The 20,381-nt window shown below is 54.9% G+C and carries 19 protein-coding genes; 11 read left to right on the forward strand and 8 right to left on the reverse strand.

Features of this window, described 5'->3' with window-relative positions; genetic code table 11:
- Window positions 1–5 precede the first annotated feature (5 nt).
- The 8 genes from ACYVHX_RS24010 to ACYVHX_RS24045 all read right to left on the reverse strand — a co-directional run bounded on the left by ACYVHX_RS24010 (window position 6) and on the right by ACYVHX_RS24045 (window position 9,580).
- Entirely contained in the window at window positions 6–3,344 is a 3,339-nt protein-coding gene (locus ACYVHX_RS24010) for a UvrD-helicase domain-containing protein (RefSeq protein ID WP_460674241.1), read from the reverse strand.
- A 108-nt stretch (window positions 3,345–3,452) separates the two neighbouring features.
- On the reverse strand, window positions 3,453–3,986 hold the full coding sequence (locus ACYVHX_RS24015) for a hypothetical protein (RefSeq protein ID WP_460674242.1): 534 nt from the start codon (window positions 3,984–3,986) through the stop codon (window positions 3,453–3,455).
- A 14-nt stretch (window positions 3,987–4,000) separates the two neighbouring features.
- Window positions 4,001–5,128 carry a histidinol-phosphate transaminase gene (gene hisC / locus ACYVHX_RS24020; RefSeq protein ID WP_460674697.1) on the reverse strand — a complete coding sequence of 376 codons (1,128 nt, stop codon included), beginning with the start codon at window positions 5,126–5,128 and terminating at the stop codon, window positions 4,001–4,003.
- Window positions 5,129–5,262: 134 nt separating this feature from the next.
- Window positions 5,263–5,388 carry a hypothetical protein gene (locus ACYVHX_RS24025; protein ID WP_460674243.1) on the reverse strand — a complete coding sequence of 42 codons (126 nt, stop codon included), beginning with the start codon at window positions 5,386–5,388 and terminating at the stop codon, window positions 5,263–5,265.
- A gap of 30 nt (window positions 5,389–5,418) precedes the next feature.
- On the reverse strand, window positions 5,419–6,702 hold the full coding sequence (hisD, locus tag ACYVHX_RS24030) for a histidinol dehydrogenase (RefSeq protein ID WP_460674244.1): 1,284 nt from the start codon (window positions 6,700–6,702) through the stop codon (window positions 5,419–5,421).
- A gap of 72 nt (window positions 6,703–6,774) precedes the next feature.
- Window positions 6,775–7,635 (reverse strand): ATP phosphoribosyltransferase, encoded by an 861-nt coding sequence (hisG, locus tag ACYVHX_RS24035; RefSeq protein WP_460674245.1) that lies wholly within the window; start codon window positions 7,633–7,635, stop codon window positions 6,775–6,777.
- 69 nt (window positions 7,636–7,704) lie between these two features.
- Window positions 7,705–8,745, reverse strand: coding sequence for an isoaspartyl peptidase/L-asparaginase family protein (locus tag ACYVHX_RS24040; RefSeq protein WP_460674246.1), 1,041 nt, complete (start codon window positions 8,743–8,745; stop codon window positions 7,705–7,707).
- A 79-nt stretch (window positions 8,746–8,824) separates the two neighbouring features.
- Window positions 8,825–9,580, reverse strand: coding sequence for a hypothetical protein (locus ACYVHX_RS24045; protein ID WP_460674247.1), 756 nt, complete (start codon window positions 9,578–9,580; stop codon window positions 8,825–8,827).
- A gap of 176 nt (window positions 9,581–9,756) precedes the next feature.
- Here ACYVHX_RS24045 and ACYVHX_RS24050 point away from each other — a divergent pair, with 176 nt between their 5' ends.
- The 11 genes from ACYVHX_RS24050 to ACYVHX_RS24100 all read left to right on the forward strand — a co-directional run bounded on the left by ACYVHX_RS24050 (window position 9,757) and on the right by ACYVHX_RS24100 (window position 20,287).
- Window positions 9,757–12,810 (forward strand): amidohydrolase family protein, encoded by a 3,054-nt coding sequence (locus tag ACYVHX_RS24050; RefSeq protein WP_460674248.1) that lies wholly within the window; start codon window positions 9,757–9,759, stop codon window positions 12,808–12,810.
- 89 nt (window positions 12,811–12,899) lie between these two features.
- Window positions 12,900–14,207, forward strand: coding sequence for an amidohydrolase family protein (locus ACYVHX_RS24055; RefSeq protein WP_460674249.1), 1,308 nt, complete (start codon window positions 12,900–12,902; stop codon window positions 14,205–14,207).
- A 240-nt stretch (window positions 14,208–14,447) separates the two neighbouring features.
- Window positions 14,448–15,065, forward strand: coding sequence for a dihydrofolate reductase family protein (locus ACYVHX_RS24060; protein ID WP_460674250.1), 618 nt, complete (start codon window positions 14,448–14,450; stop codon window positions 15,063–15,065).
- 61 nt (window positions 15,066–15,126) lie between these two features.
- Window positions 15,127–15,642, forward strand: a complete 516-nt coding sequence (locus ACYVHX_RS24065; RefSeq protein WP_460674251.1) for a putative immunity protein — start codon at window positions 15,127–15,129, stop codon at window positions 15,640–15,642.
- Window positions 15,643–15,879: 237 nt separating this feature from the next.
- Window positions 15,880–16,962, forward strand: coding sequence for a glycoside hydrolase family 43 protein (locus ACYVHX_RS24070; RefSeq protein ID WP_460674252.1), 1,083 nt, complete (start codon window positions 15,880–15,882; stop codon window positions 16,960–16,962).
- A 52-nt stretch (window positions 16,963–17,014) separates the two neighbouring features.
- Window positions 17,015–17,242, forward strand: a complete 228-nt coding sequence (locus ACYVHX_RS24075; protein WP_460674253.1) for a hypothetical protein — start codon at window positions 17,015–17,017, stop codon at window positions 17,240–17,242.
- Window positions 17,226–17,639, forward strand: a complete 414-nt coding sequence (locus tag ACYVHX_RS24080; protein ID WP_460674254.1) for a putative toxin-antitoxin system toxin component, PIN family — start codon at window positions 17,226–17,228, stop codon at window positions 17,637–17,639. The genes ACYVHX_RS24075 and ACYVHX_RS24080 overlap by 17 nt, the downstream gene beginning before the upstream one ends.
- A gap of 46 nt (window positions 17,640–17,685) precedes the next feature.
- Window positions 17,686–18,294, forward strand: coding sequence for a putative glycolipid-binding domain-containing protein (locus ACYVHX_RS24085; protein WP_460674255.1), 609 nt, complete (start codon window positions 17,686–17,688; stop codon window positions 18,292–18,294).
- A 34-nt stretch (window positions 18,295–18,328) separates the two neighbouring features.
- The gene (locus tag ACYVHX_RS24090; RefSeq protein ID WP_460674256.1) at window positions 18,329–18,565 is read left to right on the forward strand and encodes a hypothetical protein; all 237 of its coding nucleotides are present in this window, start codon (window positions 18,329–18,331) and stop codon (window positions 18,563–18,565) included.
- Window positions 18,552–18,749, forward strand: a complete 198-nt coding sequence (locus ACYVHX_RS24095) for a type II toxin-antitoxin system PemK/MazF family toxin (protein WP_460674257.1) — start codon at window positions 18,552–18,554, stop codon at window positions 18,747–18,749. The genes ACYVHX_RS24090 and ACYVHX_RS24095 overlap by 14 nt, the downstream gene beginning before the upstream one ends.
- A 233-nt stretch (window positions 18,750–18,982) precedes the next feature.
- Window positions 18,983–20,287, forward strand: a complete 1,305-nt coding sequence (locus ACYVHX_RS24100; RefSeq protein ID WP_460674258.1) for an alpha/beta hydrolase family protein — start codon at window positions 18,983–18,985, stop codon at window positions 20,285–20,287.
- Window positions 20,288–20,381: the final 94 nt, after the last annotated feature.

Genomic DNA, 20,381 nt, shown 5'->3' on the forward strand with positions numbered 1-20,381 from the left:
GTAAATTAGGTAATTTTTAAGAGGGTACGATCCGGAATGACGATCAGCCACCCTTCCGGGGCTTTGTGCCCCATTTGTTGGTAGAGCCGCATAAAAGACCGCATTCTGGCCTGCTGCGCGTCGTCCGGCGACTCCGTCAGGTAATTAACCAGGACCACTTTGTCGGAAAACTGCACCACCCGGTTGGGTCCACTGCGCTGCGGTTTTCCGTCGGGGCCGGTATTGACCAGAATCCGGCGGTTATTGTCACCCCGGTGGGCGGCCGAAAACAGCAGGCCAATTTCCGGATGGTCCAGAAAAACCTGCAGGGCCGCTTGCATGGCTTCCTGTTCCGAGGCCCTGAGCAGCCCGTCCGCCACCATTCGGCGAGTGGCTTTTTCGGCGTCGTTCGCGGTTTGAATCAGCGAGAGGGCCGAGCAGACTTTCTGCCACCAGGCCCGGTTTTTCTCAAATTCGGTGCTGTCGATCGTCCGCTCGATGCGCCGGAGCCGCAGCGGCTGCGTGCCTTCCCGGTTGCTGCCCAAAACCGGAAACGAATCCCCACTAGGTAACGCTCGTTTGGACGGTTGGGTTATATAATCATACAACGAATAGCTCCGCTTTTCTTCCTCCCAGCACATAGTGCCCCGAAGATCAGACAGATACGTGTAGAGCCAGAAGTCTATTCCGTTGGCATTTTTGAAACCGCCATCCTTTGCTTCTGAAAAATCCTGTTTGGCCGAGAGAATGTAAAGCCGGTCGGTGGGGCGGGTAAAAGCCACATACAGCAGGTTCATGCACTCGACAAACGTGCGGTACAGCTCGTCCTGGTATTGCCCGGCCAGGGGTGTTTCATCCAGGTCTTTCCGAATGGTAATCGATGCGGTCTGTAACCGTCTGTTTTCCTGCGGAGTAACGCCCGCGATGGTCAACTCGTCCCACTCGCCCAACGGCCCCAGCTCGGCCCACATCGTATCGTTGTTGCGCGGTTTGTGCGACCAGTCGGCAAACGGAATAATCACCACCGGGTATTCCAGGCCCTTTGATTTGTGGATGGTCTGGATGGTCACCGCATCCTGATCGGGGGGGGCACTGACCGAAACTTTCTCCTGAGCGGTGGTCCAATAAGCGAGAAAATCCGATAAATGGCTGCTGTAGCGACTGCTGAACGTCAGCACTTCGTCCATAAACCGGAACAGATAGGCGCTGTCCCGTTCGTTGGTGTAGAGGTCAAAATAGTCCGCCAGCTTTTCGGACAGTTCATAAATGCTGAGCTGCTGCAAGGCTTCCGGATCAAGCGTCGCCTTGTCGATTTTAGAAATCAGGCTGAAAATATCGCCCTCATCTTCGGCTTTGGCCATTTTGTCCATAAACTCCATCCACGCGGCATTCGGCAGGTTCGGGTTGATCAGCCGGTGGTACAAAAACAGCATGTCGTAGCGCACCATCCGGTTTTCGGGCTGGTGGAGCAACTGGAGCAGGGAAACCAGAAACCGCACCCGTTCGGACGATTGCAGCGTCAGCGAATCCTCCGAGGTCAGCGGAATGTCACTGGCTTCCAGGAAGTCGGCAATCCGGCGGGCATTTTTCTTGAACCGGCACAAAACCGCAATGTCGCCGTACTGGTAGCCATCGGCCACGGCTTGCTGAATCAGGGCCAGCGTTCGTTCCACCATCTGGGCGTTAAAATCCGGCGCATCTTCGTCGGTTTTTGCGGCATAGCGATCCGGTTTGTCAATAAAGTCGATCTGCACCCGGCCCACAACCCCCGCTTTGGCCGACGCCTGCCGGAACTGCTCGTCAAACACTTCGGTGACTTTTTCAAATTCGGTGCCGGTATAAAAGTCCGCCATGAACCGAAAAAATCGGTTATTAAACTCCACAATCGACTCGGCGCTGCGCCAGTTGGTGGCCAGCCGGTCCGGTTGCAGGTGGTGTTGCAGGCCCGACAGCCGTTCGAGGGTCATTTCGCTGGGTTCGTGCGCGGCTAATAGCGGGTCCAGTTTGCCGCTGTGCAGGGCCACAATCTGGTCCATGTCTCCGCCCCGAAACCGGTAAATGGCTTGCTTGGCATCTCCCACGGCGAGGTTAAACCGTTGGTAGGCTAAGTTGTTGTCTATTAAGGGTAGAAGGTTGACAAACTGAAGTTTTGATGTATCCTGAAACTCGTCGATCAGGATGTGGTGAAACTTTTCACCCAGCCGTTCGTAGATAAACGGAACCGGTTCTTCGCTGACGACTTTTACAATCAAGCGGTTAAATTCCGAAACGTGAATCCGGTTTTGTTCCCGCAGCAAATCGTCGCATTCCTGTTTGATCTGTTTCAGCAGGGCCACTTTTTGCAGGTGTTGCTCGATGGCACCGAACGTCCGGTAGCGCAGTCCGTTGTCCTGCCGGAGTTGTTCAATCTGGAGAATAAACGCCCGCAGGTCTTCCTTGATCGCTTCAATCTGAAGCTGCTCGGGCGTCAGGTTTTTCTTGCCCGAATGCCAGACATCGTCGTCGATGGCCTTGCGGACGTAGGTGTTGGGGTTTTCCGGAAAACCGCTCAGGACAACCCGTTTCTTGAAATAGGTGCCAACCCCCTTATCGCCGTAATAAAACGATTTCTCCGAAATACCGGCCCGCTGAATGAGCTGGTAAGCGTCCTGGGCCAATTGCTCGATTTTCTGTTCGGTGGCCCGGTTTTTCTCGCGCAGGTTGCGCCGGATGGTTCGGAAATGGTCCGGATTCAGTTCGTTCAGTTTTTGCACGAATTCGTAACTCCGGTCGCCCAACTGCCCTTTGGAAAAGTCGACGAGCGTGCCGGCCAGACCGTACCAGCTTTTGCCGTCGGAGGCATTGTCCAGGTAAAATTCCTCCAGCGCTTCCGACAGGAACGGATAATCTTCCTGCCCCACTTTTTCGAGCAGCCGGTCGATGGCCGTTTGCAGCACCACGTCCGTATCCATCTCAACCTCAAAGCTATAGGGGAGCTCCAGATCATCGGTGAAAGCCGTCACGACGCGCTGGACAAAGCTGTCAATGGTCAGGACCGAAAAGGCGGAGTAGTCGTGGAGAATGGAATGGAAGGTCGAGCGCGCCCGGTTTTGCAGGTCAAGGGGCTCCAGATTCAACTCCCTGGCCAGCTCCGAAAGCTGGGAGTTAAGATCACCGGCGGTAATTTTCTGCAGCTGTTCCAGAATCCGGTCCTTCATGTCCCGGGCGGCCGCGTTGGTGAACGTTACCGCCAGAATATGCTTAAACTGGTGATTTTCAAAACCTTTTCCCAGCTCAGTCCGGTCGCGGAGTGCCAGCTTGAGGTACTCTTTGGTCAGCGTATACGTCTTTCCCGACCCGGCGGAAGAACTGAAAATTTTAAACATAAGGAGGATAGGAGGAAGGGGGGAGAGGACGAAAAGAGAATGGCAAGAGAGGAAAAGGGCAAAAACCGCTCCTCCTTTCGGTCTATTCTGCTTTCTTCCTTTCCTTCCTTATAAATTCAATCGAATGCCCAGGCCGGATTGCAGGCCGAGGAAAAACGGCGCCGGGATCACTTCCACATAGCCACCGGTTTCCAGAAAAACCGAAAAAGGCTTGTTGGGCAAAAAGTACTCCAGACCGGCCACGCCCGACCCACCCACTGAAATGGTGTTGTCATAGAAATTAGCCGAGCTGAACCGGTCCGGAAAATACCGGCGGCTGTTCAATTGCCCACCAAATCCAAAATAATAATGCATCGATTCCGACTTGCCGAAGGAACCGTGCCAGAGGTAATGCCCCTGCACAGTCAGGCCCACATTTTTATAAACACCTTTGCGGTAACTCCGCCGGGTGCCGTAAATACCGCCAAACGTCCCGATGTTTAAATCAAAAGCGTGATTTTCACCAAAATACTTCCGGACGTTCACCCCCGCCGGTTCGCCAATGCGGAAACCGACCGCCCAGTTATTGGTCTGGGCGCGGGCGTGGTGCGTACTGGCAAGGCCAATCAATAGAAAGAGAAACAGCGGGAGGATTCGTTTCATACTCTTCAAAATACTTAAACGGTTGTGGTTAGCGAATTGGCGTAGACGTTCAGCATCGCCAGCACCTGGTCATTTTCGGATTCCGTACCGACGGTAATGCGCAGACAGCCATCGCAGAGTTTAACCCGGTGCCGGTCGCGAACGATGATTTGCTGGTCGATCAGGTAGTCAAAAACCGCCTTTGGGTCGTCAAATTTGACCAGAATGAAATTGGCATCTGACGGATAAACGTGCCGAACCAGCGGTAAATTGAGCAATTTCTGAATTAATTGGTCCCGTTGCGCCAGAATCCGGGCCACCATCGCGTCTTTCGCCGGGACGTTTTGGAGCGCCTTCAGCAACAGTTGCTGCGTAGGACCGCTGATGTTGTAAGGCGGTTTTATTTTGTTCAGGACGTCAATCAAGGCTTCGGAGGCAAAGCACATTCCCGAGCGCAGGGCCGCCAGTCCCCAGGCCTTGGAAAAGGTTTGCAACACCACCAGATTGGGGTACTGATCCAGCAGGCTCGTGAACGACGGCGTGTTGGCAAAATCGATGTACGCTTCATCGACAATCACCAGCCCGTTGAAGCGGGTTAACAGGGTTAGAATGTCGTTTCTGGCGATCAGATTGCCGGTCGGGTTGTTGGGCGAACAGACAAACAGCAATTTCGTGCGGGGCTGAATGGCCGCCAAAACCGCCGGAACATCCAGTTGAAAATCCGGTTTTAGCGGGATTTTGATCAGGTGCACATCGTTGATGGCCGCGCTCACTTCGTACATGCCGTAGGTCGGCGGCACAATCAGAATCGAATCCTGACCCGGCACGCAGGTGGCCCGCACCAGCAGGTCGATGGGTTCGTCGGAACCGTTGCCGATGAAGATCTGCGCGGGCCGGACGCCCTTGATCGGAGCCAGCCGCTCCTTGATGGTCAGTTGGTGCGGATCGGGGTATCGGTTGAAATTGTCCTCCAAAACCGCATCGTCGAACGTCGAACCGTCGAGCGTCGAACCGTCGAACGTCGAGTGTCGAACCGTCGATCCGAATGGATTTTCGTTGGCGTCCAGAAAAATGCCTTCTTTCCCGGTGTATTCATCGCGGGCGGAGGAGTAAGGCGTCAACGTCAGAATATGGGGGCGGAGAAGGGTGGTAAGGTCAAACATAAAATCTAAGTTGGTATTCAGAATCATTCGTCGCGTCCAGCTAAAGGTCGGTCCCAACGGCGGAATTTCCGTTGCCATGCAGTAGAATCTTCAACCGACGTAATTCCACTGTTATCGGCAATTTTTTCCGCACGTTAGACGAACCATTTCGCATTTTCAAGCAGGTTCGGGTTTACCACCCGCCCATTCAGGTTGGGCAGTAAAGGCAGTAAAAATGGCTTCATCCTCCGGCGAATCGATTCAATCAGCAACTGGCTCATGATTTCGCTGTTTTCAGCAAGTTAACACATTTAGCGCGAATTGGCTTCGTTCAGGCTCGCCAGTCGCAGGCTCACCGCGTGTTTGTGAGCCAGCAGCGATTCAGCTTCGGCCATTGCTTCAATGGTGGGTCCCAGCGTTTTAATCCCGTCGGCGGTAATGGATTGAACCGTGATCTTTTTCACAAAACTATCTAGCGACACCCCGCTGTAGGCCCGGGCAAAACCGTTGGTCGGCAGCGTGTGATTGGTGCCGGAAGCGTAGTCGCCCGCCGATTCGGGGGTGTAATTCCCCAGGAAAATCGAGCCGGCGTTGGTTATCTGTTCGGCTACGGTTTCGGGATTTTTGACGCTTAGAATCAGGTGCTCGGCCGCGTAGGCGTTGAGCAGGTCGATGGCCTCTGTTTCGGTTTCGACCAGAATGGCTTTGCTGTTGGCGATGGCTTTGGCGGCCAGGTCGCGCCGGGGCAAACGCTCCAGTTGCGTCACCAGCGCAATGTTGACCGTCGTAACGACCTGTTTACTGGTGGACACCAGCAACACCTGACTGTCGGCGCCGTGTTCGGCCTGCGACAACAAATCGGCGGCCACAAAAGCCGGAACGGCGGTTTCGTCCGCGTAGATGGCGACTTCCGACGGCCCGGCGGGCATATCGATGGCGATGCCTTCTTTCGCGACCAGCATTTTGGCCGCCGTCACGTATTGATTGCCGGGACCAAAAATCTTGTAGACTTTGGGGATGGATTTCGTCCCGTAGGCCATAGCCGCGACGGCCTGCGCCCCGCCAACCCGAAAAACCTGGGTAACGCCCACCAGTTGAGCCGCGTACAAAATCGCGGGGTGGTCGCTGGGGGTGCAGAGAATCACTTCTTTACAGCCGGCCAGTTGCGCCGGAATGCCCAGCATCAGAACCGTACTGAACAAGGGCGCGGTGCCACCCGGAATGTAAAGGCCAACTTTCTCGATGCCGACACTCCGGCGCCAGCACGTCACGCCCGGCATGGTTTCGATCTTTTCGACCGGCTGCAGCTGCGCTTCGTGAAAGGTCCGAATATTCCGATACGCCTGCTGAATGGCGGTTTTTAGTTCATCCGAAAGCTGGGTTTCGGCCGCAGCAAACTGGGCTTTTTGAAACGGCTGACCGGTAAACGCCAGGTTGTCAAATTTTTCCGACAGCTCGCTCAGCGCTTTATCACCCCCGTTCCGAACCTGTTCCAGAATGGGCGCAACGGCTTTTTCAATCGCTTCGGTCGACTGCCCGGGCCGGGCCAGCAAATGCGGCCATTCGGTGCGGGGAGGAAATGAAAGGATTTGCATAAGAAAGGCAGAAGGGAGCAAGGAGGAAGGGACGAAGGGGCATTTTTCCTTCCTCCTTTCCCCTCGTTCTCCTCAATAAATCATTTTTTCAATCGGAATCACCAGAATGCCCTGCGCCCCGGCGGAGCGGATGGCTTCGATGTTTTCCCAGAAATCGTTTTCGTTGATCACCGAATGAACCGAGCTCCAGCCTTCGGTGGCGAGGGGCGTCACGGTCGGGCTTTTCATGCCCGGCAGCAGTGATTTGATCTGGTCCAGCGCACTGTTGGGCGCATTCAGAACAATGTATTTATTGTTTTTTGCGGCCTGAACGGCTTTGATCCGGAACAGCAGTTTGTCGAGCAGACTTTGCTTTTCGGCGGCCAGCGCTGGCCGGGCGATCAGAATGGCTTCGGAACGGAAAATCACTTCCACTTCCTTCAACCCATTGCTCAGCAAGGTGCTGCCCGAACTCACAATGTCGCAAATGGCTTCGGCCAGACCGATACCGGGGGCAATTTCCACCGATCCGCTGATTTCGTGGATTTCCGCCGAAACGTTCTGCTCGCTCAGGTAGTTGCCCAGAATGCGCGGGTAGGAAGTGGCGATGTTTTTACCCCGCAAATCCTCAATACCGTTCCAGTCGGTGGCGCGCGGAATGGCCAGCGACAACCGGCATTTGGAAAAACCGAGTCGGTGAACGGTGTCGACCTGGTGCGTGGATTCGACGGCCACGTTTTCGCCGACAATTCCCAGGTCGGCCACGCCATCTTCGACGTAACCCGGAATATCATCGTCGCGCAGAAAAAGAAACTCGGCCGGGAAATTCGACGATACGGATTTCAGCTTGCCGGTGCCGTAATCGAAACGGATGCCACACTCTTTAAACAACTGGTACGAATCCTCGCTCAGCCGACCGGACTTTTGTAATGCAATACGAAGAATAGAAGACACTGTGAATCGGGTCAGAATTTGAAAGCGCAAAGGTATGAAAAAAACGCTCCCAAGCCGCCGACCGGCACCTTACAAATAATACTCCGCATCGAATAGTTTTTGCTGAACAGTGGCCGAGGTGACGGTATAATTAAAGCCTTTCTGGACCGAAAACGCCCCGACCTCGCCCTTCCGATTCAGGGCAATAAAACCGACCTGGAAATCTTTGGCCCGGGCCGGATCGCGCTTGACAATCCGCTCCACGGCCCGGCGGCAGGCTTCTTTGGGGGAAAGACCCTGCCGCATGAATTCGATCACCAGGTGCGAACCGCACATCCGGATCACTTCCTCACCCTGCCCCGAGCAAGTCACGGCGCCGACCTCGTTATCGACGTACAAACCGGCTCCGATGATGGGCGAATCGCCCACGCGGCCCCGCATCTTGAAGCCCATGCCGCTGGTGGTGCACATACCCGACAGGTTGCCGGCTGCGTCGAGGGCCACCGTGCCCATCGTGTCGTGATTGGGCGAGCCGTTGTCTAACTTGTTGGGAGCGAACGTTTTCTTGCTGTTTTGCGCCGGTTTTTTCTGGTCCAGTTCAACGTTGATGATCGGTTTGTATTCCGATTTGATCAGCCATGTCTTAAAGGCTTTGTCGGCGTCGGCGGACAGTTTGCCGGATTCGAGCGGAAAACCGTTGGCGACGGCGAACTGCTGCGCGCCTTCGCCCACCAGCATGACGTGGGGCGTGGTTTCCATTACTTTTCGGGCCACCGAAACCGGGTGTTTGATGCGTTCCAGAAACGCCACCGAGCCGCAGTTGAACCGGTCGTCCATGATGCAGGAGTCGAGCGTCACGCGCCCGTCGCGGTCGGGATTGCCGCCCAGCCCCACGCAGCAGTTGATGTCGTTTTCGATGGCAATGCCGGCCTGCTCCACCGCGTCGATGGCTTTTCCTCCGCGTTGCAGCACCGGCCAGGCCGCCCCGTTGGCAATGGTTCCGCTATCCCAGGTGGAAACGACGATGGGCTGGCCGGCCACCCGGTTTCCCGCAAAAACCGGGAATGGGTTCAAGCCGAAAAACGGGAGTGAAAACGTACTGAAACGCAGGAACGAACGGCGGCTTTTCATAGAATGAGTTGACGAGGGCGGGTGAAAATCGATACCAAGTGCAAGTTACGAGCAAAGTTTGGTTAAAACCTACCGGCCCTCACAACGAATTATAATAGGCAAAAACGTCCAGCAAAGCCGCCCGGTTTTTCAGATCCGGTTTTTTATCCTTCAGGTAGGCGCTGATCGGTTCTTCTTGGTCCTTCATCACGCTCAGCAGGCTTTTACGGCTGGGCGAAAACTTCGTCAGGTTCCTGCCGTCGCTGGTGTACCAGATGGCTTCCTTGATCAGTTCGGTATCTTTCGAGCCCATGCTCAGGGCGGTGTTGTAGGTCGGTTTCTTGACGTAAATCTGGTGCCGGATCAGCAGTTTCAGCTTGCCGTCGGTGATCTGCTCAAAAAAACCGCGTACGGTCGCGGGCGCGCCGGCTTCGGTGGCGTTGATAAACTGGGTCAAGCGGCCGTTCTGCTCCATTTTAAACTGCTTCACCCGTTCCCCACTGACGGCTTTTACGGTTTTGGGTTCGATCAGAAATTCCAGCGTGTTGGTCTGCACATTGAACCGCACCGGAGCGTCGATGATTTCCAGCAGCGGTTTGTGACCCGGACCGGCCATGTTCTGGTAAAACGAAACCGTAGTTTTGGCAAAAGCCGTGTCGAGGTAAGGATAGCCCAGAATCTGCCCTTCCGGTCCCGCCATCGAGTAAATGGGGATAATATCGAAATTGGAAGCCGTAAAATGGGTGTTCTGGAGCAGGGCATCGCGGGTTACGTTCGGGAGTTGCGCGCTGGCAACCAGGGGAATCAGCAGGGCGGCTGAAAAAAACAGCCGGTTGAGGTGGAAAAATGATTTCATGGCGCTCATAGGATAAGATGAAAACAAATAATTTTGAAATTCTGCTAAAATTAAAAAACACGGCAGCAAAAAAAACAGACGGGCAAAATAGAATTTGGTTGTTAAGGCAATGAAGGTACTCGTTTTGTAGATTTGTAAAGTTGTCATCCTGTTTCATCACCTAACTAATGTTCTGCATGCGGAAAATTTTCCTGACCGGTGTGCTGGCCTGGGGACTCGCCCAGCTCAGCTGGTCGCAGGTCACGTTTCCCCGAAATGGCGTTTACGACGAACGACCGGGACTCTACGCCTTTACCAATGCCACCCTAATTGTTGACCCCAAAACGACCCTCGAAGGCGCCACGCTGCTGATTCGCAACGGTCGGATCGAAGCCGTTGGCAAAACCGTCAACATCCCGGCCGGAACCGTCGTCGCCGACCTGAAAGGCAAGCGGATTTATCCGGCGCTGGTTGATATAGATTCGGATTACGGTATGCCCAAAATCAGGCGAAACCCGCCGGGCGGGGGGCGCGGGGTGCCGCAGTACGACTCCAACAAAAAAGGGGCCTACAACTGGAACCAGGCCATCCAGCCGGAAGTTGACGCCAGTGCGGTTTTTAAAGCCAACGTGCAGCAGGCCAATGAGTTGCGGAGGATGGGCTTTGGCGCGGTGGTGACGCACCCGCACGACGGCATTGCCCGGGGCAATTCGGCGCTGGTGACGCTGGCCGACGACCGGGAGAATACGGTTGTCATTCGCGAGCGGGTGGCGGGTCATTATTCGTTCAGCAAAGGCACCTCGACCCAAACCTACCCGAACTCGCCGATGGGGGCGGTGGCGCTGCTGCGGCAAACCTACTACGACGCCACCTGGTACAAGAAAGCCGGAAAAACCGCCGAAGCCAATATCTCGCTCGACGCTTTAAACCAGTTGCAGACGCTGCCCTCGGTTTTTGAAGTACCCGATAAACTGGGCGTGTTGCGGGCGGATAAGATTGGAGAAGAGTTTGGAATTCAGTACATTATAAAAAGTGCGGGCGACGAATACCAGCGGCTCGACGAAGTGAAAGCCACGGGCGCGTCACTGATTGTGCCGCTCAACTTCCCGCAGGCTTTTGATGTGGAAGACGCCTGGGACGCCGACAACGTGACGCTGGCCGAAATGAAGCACTGGGAAATGGCCCCCGCCAATCCGGGAATGCTGGCGAAAACCGGGGTGCCGTTCGCCCTGACGACAGCCAGTTTGCGGAACAAAACCGACTTTTGGGCCAACCTGCGCAAAGCCATCGAATACGGGTTAAGCGAACAACAGGCGCTGGCGGCCCTGACAACTACGCCCGCCCAATTGCTGAAAATCGACAACGAAGTGGGCAGCCTGAAACCGGGTTTGCTGGCGAACTTCCTGATTACCTCCGACAACCTGTTCAGTGCCGACAACGTAATTCTGGAAAACTGGGTGCGCGGCAAACCGTATATTTATCTGGACAAAAACGGCCCCGACTGGCGCGGAACCTACACCCTGACCATTGGCGACCGGAGCAACCTGAAGCTGAACATTACCGGAAAACCGGGCAAACCGGAGTACCAGATTCTGGCCGATACCGTCAAGATGACGCCTAAAGTGGCCCTGGCCAACGACCTGATTTCCCTGCAAGTCCAACTGGACAAAAAAAAGCCGGGCACAACCCGACTGACCGGCTACCGGGAAGGCACCGGTCTGAAGGGCGAGGGCGAACTGCCGGATGGAAAAACCGTCAAATGGTCGGCGGTTTTGGCGCAGTCATTTTCAACCACGACGGTCGCTAAAGCCGATAGCGCGAAAAAACCGGGTCCGGAAGTGGGCAAACTGCTGTATCCGTTCGTGGGCATGGGCAATCTGGAAAAACCGAAAGCCCAGACGATGCTGATCCGGAACGCAACAGTCTGGACCAACGAAAAAGGCGGGGTGCTGGCGGGTGCGGACGTGCTGGTGCAGAACGGCAAAATTGCGCAGGTCGGCCAACGCCTGAACGCTCCGGCGGGGGCGCAAATCATCGACGGAACCGGCAAACACCTGACGAGCGGCATCATCGACGAACATTCGCACATCGCGCTCTACTCCATCAACGAAGGCGGGCAGACGAGCTCGGCGGAGGTGCGGATGAGCGACGTGGTGAATTCGGAGGACATTAACATTTACCGGCAGCTGGCCGGGGGCGTCACGACCTCGCAACTGCTGCACGGTTCGGCCAACTCCATCGGTGGGCAGTCGGCGATTGTGAAGCTGAAGTGGGGCGAGTCTCCGCAGGAAATGATGGTGAAAGGGGCCGACGGTTTTATCAAGTTTGCCCTCGGCGAAAACGTCAAGCAGGCCAACTGGGGCGACGGCGTTCGGATCCGGTTTCCGCAAACCCGGATGGGGGTGGAGCAGGTCTATTTCGATCATTTCACCCGCGCCCGTGAGTATGACAACGCCTGGAAAGCATATAACGGCCTGAGTGCGAAGGAAAAGGCCAAAGCCGTTCCACCCCGCCGGGATGTGGAGCTGGACGCGCTGGCCGAAATCCTGAACAAAAAGCGGTTTATCACCTGCCACAGCTACGTGCAGTCGGAAATCAACATGCTGATGAAAGTGGCGGATTCGCTGGGCTTCAAAGTAAACACCTTCACGCACATTCTGGAAGGCTATAAAGTGGCCGACAAGATGGCGAAACACGGGGTTGGCGGCTCGACCTTTGCCGACTGGTGGGCCTACAAAATGGAGGTGAAAGACGCGATTCCGTACAATGCCGCCCTGATGGCGCGGGCGGGCGTGGTGGTTTCCATCAACTCCGACGATGCCGAAATGGCCCGCCGATTGAATCAGGAAGCCGCCAAAGCCGTCGAATACGGTGGGATTTCGGAGGAGGAAGCCTGGAAAATGGTGACGCTCAACCCGGCCAGACTGCTGCACCTGGACAGTAAACTGGGGAGCATCCGGGCGGGCAAAGACGCCGATCTGGTCCTCTGGAACGACAACCCGCTGGCGATCTACGCCCGGCCCGAAAAAACCATTATCGACGGTACGGTTTATTTTGATGCCCCGGATGAAGACCGCAAACGCGACGAGCTGCAAAAAGAGCGCGCCCGGCTGATTCAGAAGATGATAACCGCCAAAGCCGGTGGCGCGCAAACCCAACGCCCGACGTTTAGACGGCAGAGAATGTGGCACTGTGAAGACGTGGAAGGCGTAATGGCCGAGGGCGAAGAACAGGCTGGCCAGGCGAAATGAAATGGAAGACAAGAGAGAATAGACAGGAAAGACGCAAAAGTCGGTTGAAAAAAGCTTGGGTCTGCGGTCGCTCTTTTAAAATCTGAAACATGAAAAAAAGAACACTATCCATCCTGCTGCTGGCAGCATCGCTCAGCGGTTTTGCCCAGAATCCGGCTCCGGCGGGTCCGCAGACGCGGGCCGTGGCGCTGACCGGCGCGACGATTCACATTGGCAACGGGCAGGTGATTCCCAACGGCACCATCGTGTTCGACAAGGGCGTGATTACCGCCGTGGGCAACGGCGATACGCCAATCAACGGCGCGGAACGGATCGACGCCAGCGGCAAACACATTTATCCGGGCCTGATTTCTCCGGCGGCCACGGTCGGTTTGCAGGAATTTGCCTCGGTGCGGGCCACGCTCGACTACCAGGAAACCGGCTCGCTAAACCCGAACGTGCGCTCGCTGATTGCCTACAACACCGATTCGGAGGTGATTCCGACGATTCGTAACAATGGCCTGCTGATGACGCAGGCCATGCCCGACGGGGGCGTGATGGCGGGGAGTTCGTCGATCATGCACACCGACGGCTGGAACTGGGAAGATGCGGTTTTGAAAGCCGACGACGGTTTGTGGCTCAACTGGCCGGGCTACTTTGCCCGCAACTTCGATTTTGACACGTTTTCGGTGAGCCTGAAAAAGAACGAGCAGCGCCAGGACGCGATCAACGGTCTGAAGGCTACGTTTTCGGACGCCCGCGCCTACGCCGACCTGAAAAATCCGGCTCCGAAAAACCTCAAACTTGAGTCGATGAAGGGTCTGTTCGACGGCTCGAAATGCCTGTACATCCGCGCCAACTACGGCAAAGACATCATCGAAGCGGTGAAGTTTGCGAAACAACTGGGGGTGCGAAAACCGGTGATTGTTGGGGCCGAAGATGCGGGCCGGGTGATTGATTTTCTGAAGGAGAACAACGTGCCGGTGGTGCTGGGGCCGATGCACCGGCTGCCGAATTTGCAGGACGAGGACGTGTACCTGCCCTACAAACTGCCGGGGATGCTGCAAAAAGCGGGGATTCTGGTGAGCCTGAGCTACGACGGCGAGTGGTGGCGTACCCGCAATTTGCCGTTTCAGGCCGGAACCGCAGCCGGTTTTGGCGGCATCGACCGGGAGGAAGCCCTGAAAATGATTACCTCGAACACCGCCCGGATCATGGGCATCGACAACGTGGTGGGCACCCTGGAAAAAGGCAAACACGCGACGCTGGTGGTTTCGAAAGGCGATTTGCTGGACATGCGGACCAACGTGATCGAACACGCGTTCATCCAGGGTCGTCACATCAACCTCGACGACAAACACAAGCGGCTGTTCCACATGTATCGCGAAAAGTACGGGCAGCCGGATTTAGGGAAATAAGAAAGATTGCTTATAAATTGGGGAGCCTGCGGGATCAGGCTCCCTTTTTTTGTGGGTGTATGCCTTGTAGGTAGTTCGTTTTACGTTTGCACTACTGAATTACGGATTGATTCTCGGTCCGCTAAATTCGGGCAATTACGAAACGAACTGGCCCGGGCGGATGAATCCGGTATACCTGTCGTAATCGCCCACTAACGTTGTCGCATTCGCCTTGAAATGCCCGGTTTTCTTTAGCGAAATTTGCATAAACTAAAACAGAATGACATGCGAAAACTAATCGTCTTCTCAATGATTACCCTGGATGGCGTAATCCAGGGGCCAGGTGGACCCGAGGAAGATACCTCAGGCGATTTTGCGTATGGCGGTTGGGTTGCGCCTTACGATGATGAGGTATATGACGAGGTGGTAAAAAAAGAACTGGAACCGGCCGATTACCTTCTGGGCCGAAAAACATTTGAAATTTGGGAAGACTACTGGCCGAAACACGCCGATTATTGGCCCGGCATCAATGAGGGGGCAAAATACGTGTTGTCAAACACCCGAAACGAATCGGAGTGGCAAAAAACCGTATTCATTCGTAGTGTATCGGATATCGAACAACTCAAAAATTCGGAAGGTTCGGATGTTCACGTGTGGGGCAGCAGTGAGCTGGTTCACCTTCTGCTTCAAAACGATCTGGTGGACGAGCTGAGGCTCAAAATTCACCCGGTAATTTTGGGCGCAGGAAAAAAGCTGTTCGACACGGGCGCGATTCCGGTAGCTTTTAAACTGATGGAAACGATCGTCACCCCAACCGGAGTCATCATCGCCGGTTATCAACGCGCCGGAGACGTCAAGACAGGGGCCGTCGGGGCATAAAGCGCCTAAACAGGCTCTGGCAGACCTGTCCCATTCGGGGGTTGAACTTAATTTTTAGACGATGATTTTACCGAAAGAACGCGATCCCCGTCTGATCACCATCCGGCGGGGCGGAACCCTAACCGACGCTAATCATCAGTTGCTGGCCTTGTGGGCGGCTGCCTGTGCTGAACACGTCCTGCCTTTGTTCGAGCAGGTCAATGCGGACGACAAGCGGCCCCGGCAGGCCATCGAGCTGATCCGGGCCTGGGTGAAAGGCGAAATACCCATGAAACAGGCGCATCAGGCGGCTTTTGCGGCCAATGCGGCAGCCAAAGGAATGCCGGATGCGGCCCGGTATTCGGCCCTGGCTGCGGGACAGGCCGTGGCGGTAGCCCACGTTGCTGCCCATCAACTGGGAGCGGCTGCCTACGCCATCCGGGCGGTCCAGTCGTTGGCCGACGAACCTGAAAAGGAGAGCAGGGGCCGCCAGGAATGTCAATGGCAGCGGGACCAATTGCCGGATGCCATTCGTGAACTGGTTCTGGAGGACCAGATTAATCGAAATCCGATCTGTTGGTTTGTATTCCGTTGTTGAATGGGTGAAAAACCGTGCTGATGAGCTCAACGCGCGTTTAGCCTGGGTTGTCGCATATAGACTAAGTTTTCGACCGGTCAAAAGCTGACATCGAGACGTTTTAGGAAGTGCCGTCGTCAGTACTGTTCGGACTCATTGCATCAAAACGCCTGCACACGGGCCGAAAAAGGTTCCGGCGGATCGTCTGGAAATGCCAGAATGAGTCCCTATTTTTGAAAGCAGCAACAAGTTATCCGTATGAAATTAACCGTATTGATTGCCGGGATCTTTTCTTTATTAAGCGGGTTGGTACAACCTGAAATAGGGGCGCTCCTCAACACCGTAGACGCAACAAAACCGCTCACTCTTAAAAAAGAAAAACCGGTCTGGATGCTGACGTACTTTCGGCAGCGGTATCCGACCCGGATCGAGATCGACGCGCAGGGAAAAACCGTGGAGGTGCCGCTGGAAAATCCGATGCTGATCAATAAACTGCACATCGCCCTGTCCACCGACGGTCGGAATTGGACGCCCCTGAACGACAACAACCCGGTTTGGGAGCATCACATGCGTGATCCCTACGTCCGGCGCGGGCCGGATGGGCTTTGGCGAATCCTGTCGACCGGCGGGGGCGGCAAAGACCGGGAGAAAGTTGGCCCAAGCTGCCTCTATGTCACCTCAAAGGATTTGATTCACTGGCAGGTGAAAGGACCGTTGCCGCTGATGAAAGATGTGCGGGATGAGTCCGGCGCGCTGGCCCGCAACATCTGGGCGCCCGAATGGTTTTACGATGCCAAAACCGGGGACTATGTCCTGTTCTGGTCGTCCTCGTACCAGGATGCGGGCTGGAAAGAAAGCCGGCTCTGGTACAGCCGAACCCGCGACTGGAAAACGTTTACTCCGGCCAAAGTCCTGTTCAATCCGCCCTATTCCGTGATCGACGGCACCCTGCTGGAACACCAGGGAACGTACTATCTCTACCACAAAGAAGAAGAATTCGGGGCTAAAACCGGTGAACGGCGGGCCATCCGGGTTGCTACCGCGAAGAATCTGGAAGGACCCTATACGGTTATCGAGGGACATCTGAACAAGGGACAGCTCGTTCCGGTCATCACCGAAGGACCGACCGTCATGGAAGATCCCAAAAAACCGGGTTGGCTGTTGCTTTACGACTACTGCATGACCAACCGGTTCGGTGTTTCGTCCTCGCCGGATCTCATTCACTGGACCGTGGAAGCGAACGTCAGCTTTCCGTCGGAAGCCCGGCACGGTTGTGTTTCGTTGTTAACCGCCGAAGAAGCCCGGACGTTGCAGGCCGCGTATCCGGGTAAAAAGGAATAATTCGTAGCATACGACAAATTTCTTACCTTCGGATTGGCAACCCTTTAAGACTATGCGCACGTTGAGCATTGAAATATCAGACCTTGAGTATGAAAAATTTGGGATCAGAAACGACCAGCTTTCATTTTCGGAGTTTGTGGACGTCATAAGCCGGGAAATTAGCCGGCAGAATCTCAAAAAATCCGTTGAGCTGGCCGAACGTTACGGATTGTCCGGGATGACGATGGAGGAAATTTCCGAAGAAGTAAAAGCCGTCCGGAAAAATGCGGCTCATCCTTGACACGAACGTCTTTGTATCTGCCCTCATTCAGCGGAGCTATCCTTACTTTATTGTTGACCGCCTTTTCACCGATAGGCGTTTACAGCTTTGTATCTCAGGCAAACTTTTTGCCGAGTACCTTGGCGTCCTGAACCGTGAAAAATTTGCCCGGATCCCAGACTTTCATGCGCGGGCACAGATCCTGCTTGTGGATATCGAAAGCTATTCGTTATCATTTGAACCAACGAAGACCATTGACCTTATACATGACGAAGCCGACAATAGACTTTTAGAGCTTGCTGAAACCTGTCTGGCAGATTATCTCGTGACCGGGAACATCAACGATTTTACCATGACAGACTACAAGGGAACAAAGATTGTTTCGCCCAAAGATTTCTTTGAACTTTTGAACAAATAGCATGAACGCTCCGCAGCCTATTCGCAACCCAAAACCGTAACCACTTATGCAACAGAACCTTCTCTGGACCGGCCGCGAATACGATTCGCTGGAAAACTGCCTGGTTGAACTGGGAGAAACCGGGGCTGAAATCACCTCCACGATCATCGGGCGGTACGGGGAGAAAATCTATCAGGTCGATTACCGCATTCGGACCAACCAGCAGTGGGAGACGCTTGCACTGGAACTCAAAAGCCGGCATTCCAACCAGACGCAGGTGATTCAGCTGGAAAGCGATGGTACCGGAAACTGGTGGCTCAATGGCGAGAAGGCGGACGAGTTCGCGGGGTGTATCGACGTTGATATTCCGCTGACTCCCTTCACCAACACCCTGCCCATCCGGCGGTTGAACCTACGTCCGGGCCAGACGCAGGAGATCCGGGTGCTTTACTGCGATTTGCTGGAGTGGCAACTAAAACCGGTTCGGCAACTCTATACCTGCCTGTCCGAAACGGAGTACCAGTACGAAAACGTGCCGAACGATTTTGAAGCCACCATTCAGGTGGACGAATTCAAACTGGTGGTCGATTATCCCCAATTGTTTGTCCGGACGGCGGTTTTACCGACCGCGTACAACGAAGGCGGTTTTCTCCCCAGACTGAACCGGCCGATATAAACAAATAGCGTATATTTGGAGAAACCAGCAGACCATGACGAAACAAGCGATCATCGAGCGGACCATCAAAGCGATTAATCTGCTCCCGGCCGATAAAGCCGAGGAAATTTCCGATTTTGCCGATTTCGTCAGTAAGCGCTATGAAGCAGATCAGCTAACGCAAGGCATTCAAAAGTTGAGTGCGGAAAGCACGGCTTTTGAATTTTTAAAAACCGAAAAAGACCTTTATACCGAAGACGATCTAAAGCAAGTGTACAATGGCGAAAGGTGACATTGTACTCATTACATTTCCTTTTACTGACCTTAGTGGCAGCAAGTTACGACCGGCCGTAGTATTGACCGATACCCGCCTTGACTTGACGGTTTGCTTTATTACAACCCAACTGGATTGGCAGGAACCGACAGACGTTTTGTTGTCGCCAAATGCCGCCAACGGATTAAAAAGTTATCATTGATTCGGTTAAGCAAAATTGCCACTCTCGACCGTTCTCTGGTGAAAGGACTTCTGGGCCAACTTTCAACGCCAGAGACGACTGATTTAAACTACAAGCTGAAAATCTTACTCCAACTGCTCTGATTGGATGCGTCCTCTTCGGGCTGTTGTCCGGACGGCAGCCTCAAAAACCGCCTATCGCTGATCGGGTAGTTTCCGCCCAGGTTGATCTTTTCGCGTTAATCGCCCGTTCTGATGGCCGCCGAACTGATGAAAAAACCGCTCCTGTTTCTGTTCTTACTTTTTCCCTTTCTGGGAGTGGCCCAGCAACAGGCCGCCAACCGCCCCACGCTCGTGGCTGGCATTCCCGTCAACTACCGGGAAGACTCCGTTGGCTCGTACGTGCTGCCGGATTTATTGACCTGCGCCGATGGTCGGGCGGTGACCAGCGCCAAAATCTGGACCCAGAAACGGCGGCCCGAACTCCTGAAGCTGGTCGAAGAAATCCAGTTTGGCAAAATGCCGTCGCGGCCGAAAGACCTTCACTTTCAGGTTTTTGACCCGGGCACCCCGGTTTTTAACGGCAAGGGGATTCGGAAACAGGTGACGGTGTATTTTACCCGCGATACCGCCGAACACAAAATGGACCTGGCCATTTACCTGCCCAGCGCGGTCCAAAAACCGGTGCCTTTGCTGCTCAATATTTCCTTTGTTGCCTATAACCAGCTCATCGACGACCCCGGTTTGCGGGTCGGCACCGTCTGGTCGCGCGACGGCCAGAAAGTCCGGGCCGATAAACCGACTTCCTTCGGCAAACTCAACATGGAACAGTTTCTGGATGCCGGCATCGGTTTTGCCACGGTCTATTACGGCGCGATCGAACCGGATTTTAAGGAGGGCATCCGGCACGGCATTCGGAAAGCCTACCTGAAACCGCAGCAAACCGCACCAGCCACCGACGAGTGGGGGGCGATTTCGGCCTGGGCCTGGGGGCTCAGCCGGGCAATGGATTACCTGGAAACCGACAAACAGATTGATTCAAAGCGGATTGCGTTGCAGGGTGCTTCGCGGCTGGGCAAAACCGTGCTCTGGGCGGGCATCCGCGACCCCCGGTTTAAGGCGGTGGTGGCCAGCATTTCGGGCGAAGGCGGGGCCGCCCTGAGTCGGCGGAATTTTGGCGAAACCGTCGCCCATATTACCGACTCCACCCGCTATCAGTACCAGTTTGCGAAACGCTACCACAGCTATGCCGACAAGCTAAGCAGCCTGCCCATTGATGGCCACGTTCTGGTTGCCCTCATGGCGCCCCGGCCGCTGTTGCTCCAGACCGGCAGCACGGATTACTGGTCGGACCCGAAAGGGGAATTTCTGTCGGCGTTGGCTGCCGCTCCGGTTTATCAGCTTTTCGGCGAAACCGCCCCGACGACCCGCACGATGCCCCCGGCGGAAGACTCATCGTTGCTGATGAATACCCTGGGCTACTTTATGCACGAGGGCGGCCATGCGGTTTTGCCGACGGACTGGCCCCGCATCCTGGCTTACCTGAAAAAACACCTGTAAGGCTCCAGGCTGGGTTTAAGCGGATCGCGCTGAAAAACAGCGGCTTTGGGTAAGATACAGTCAGGATTTTTCGAATAGAATCCGTATTTTTCCT

It is taken from the genome of Larkinella ripae, from assembly GCF_054780775.1.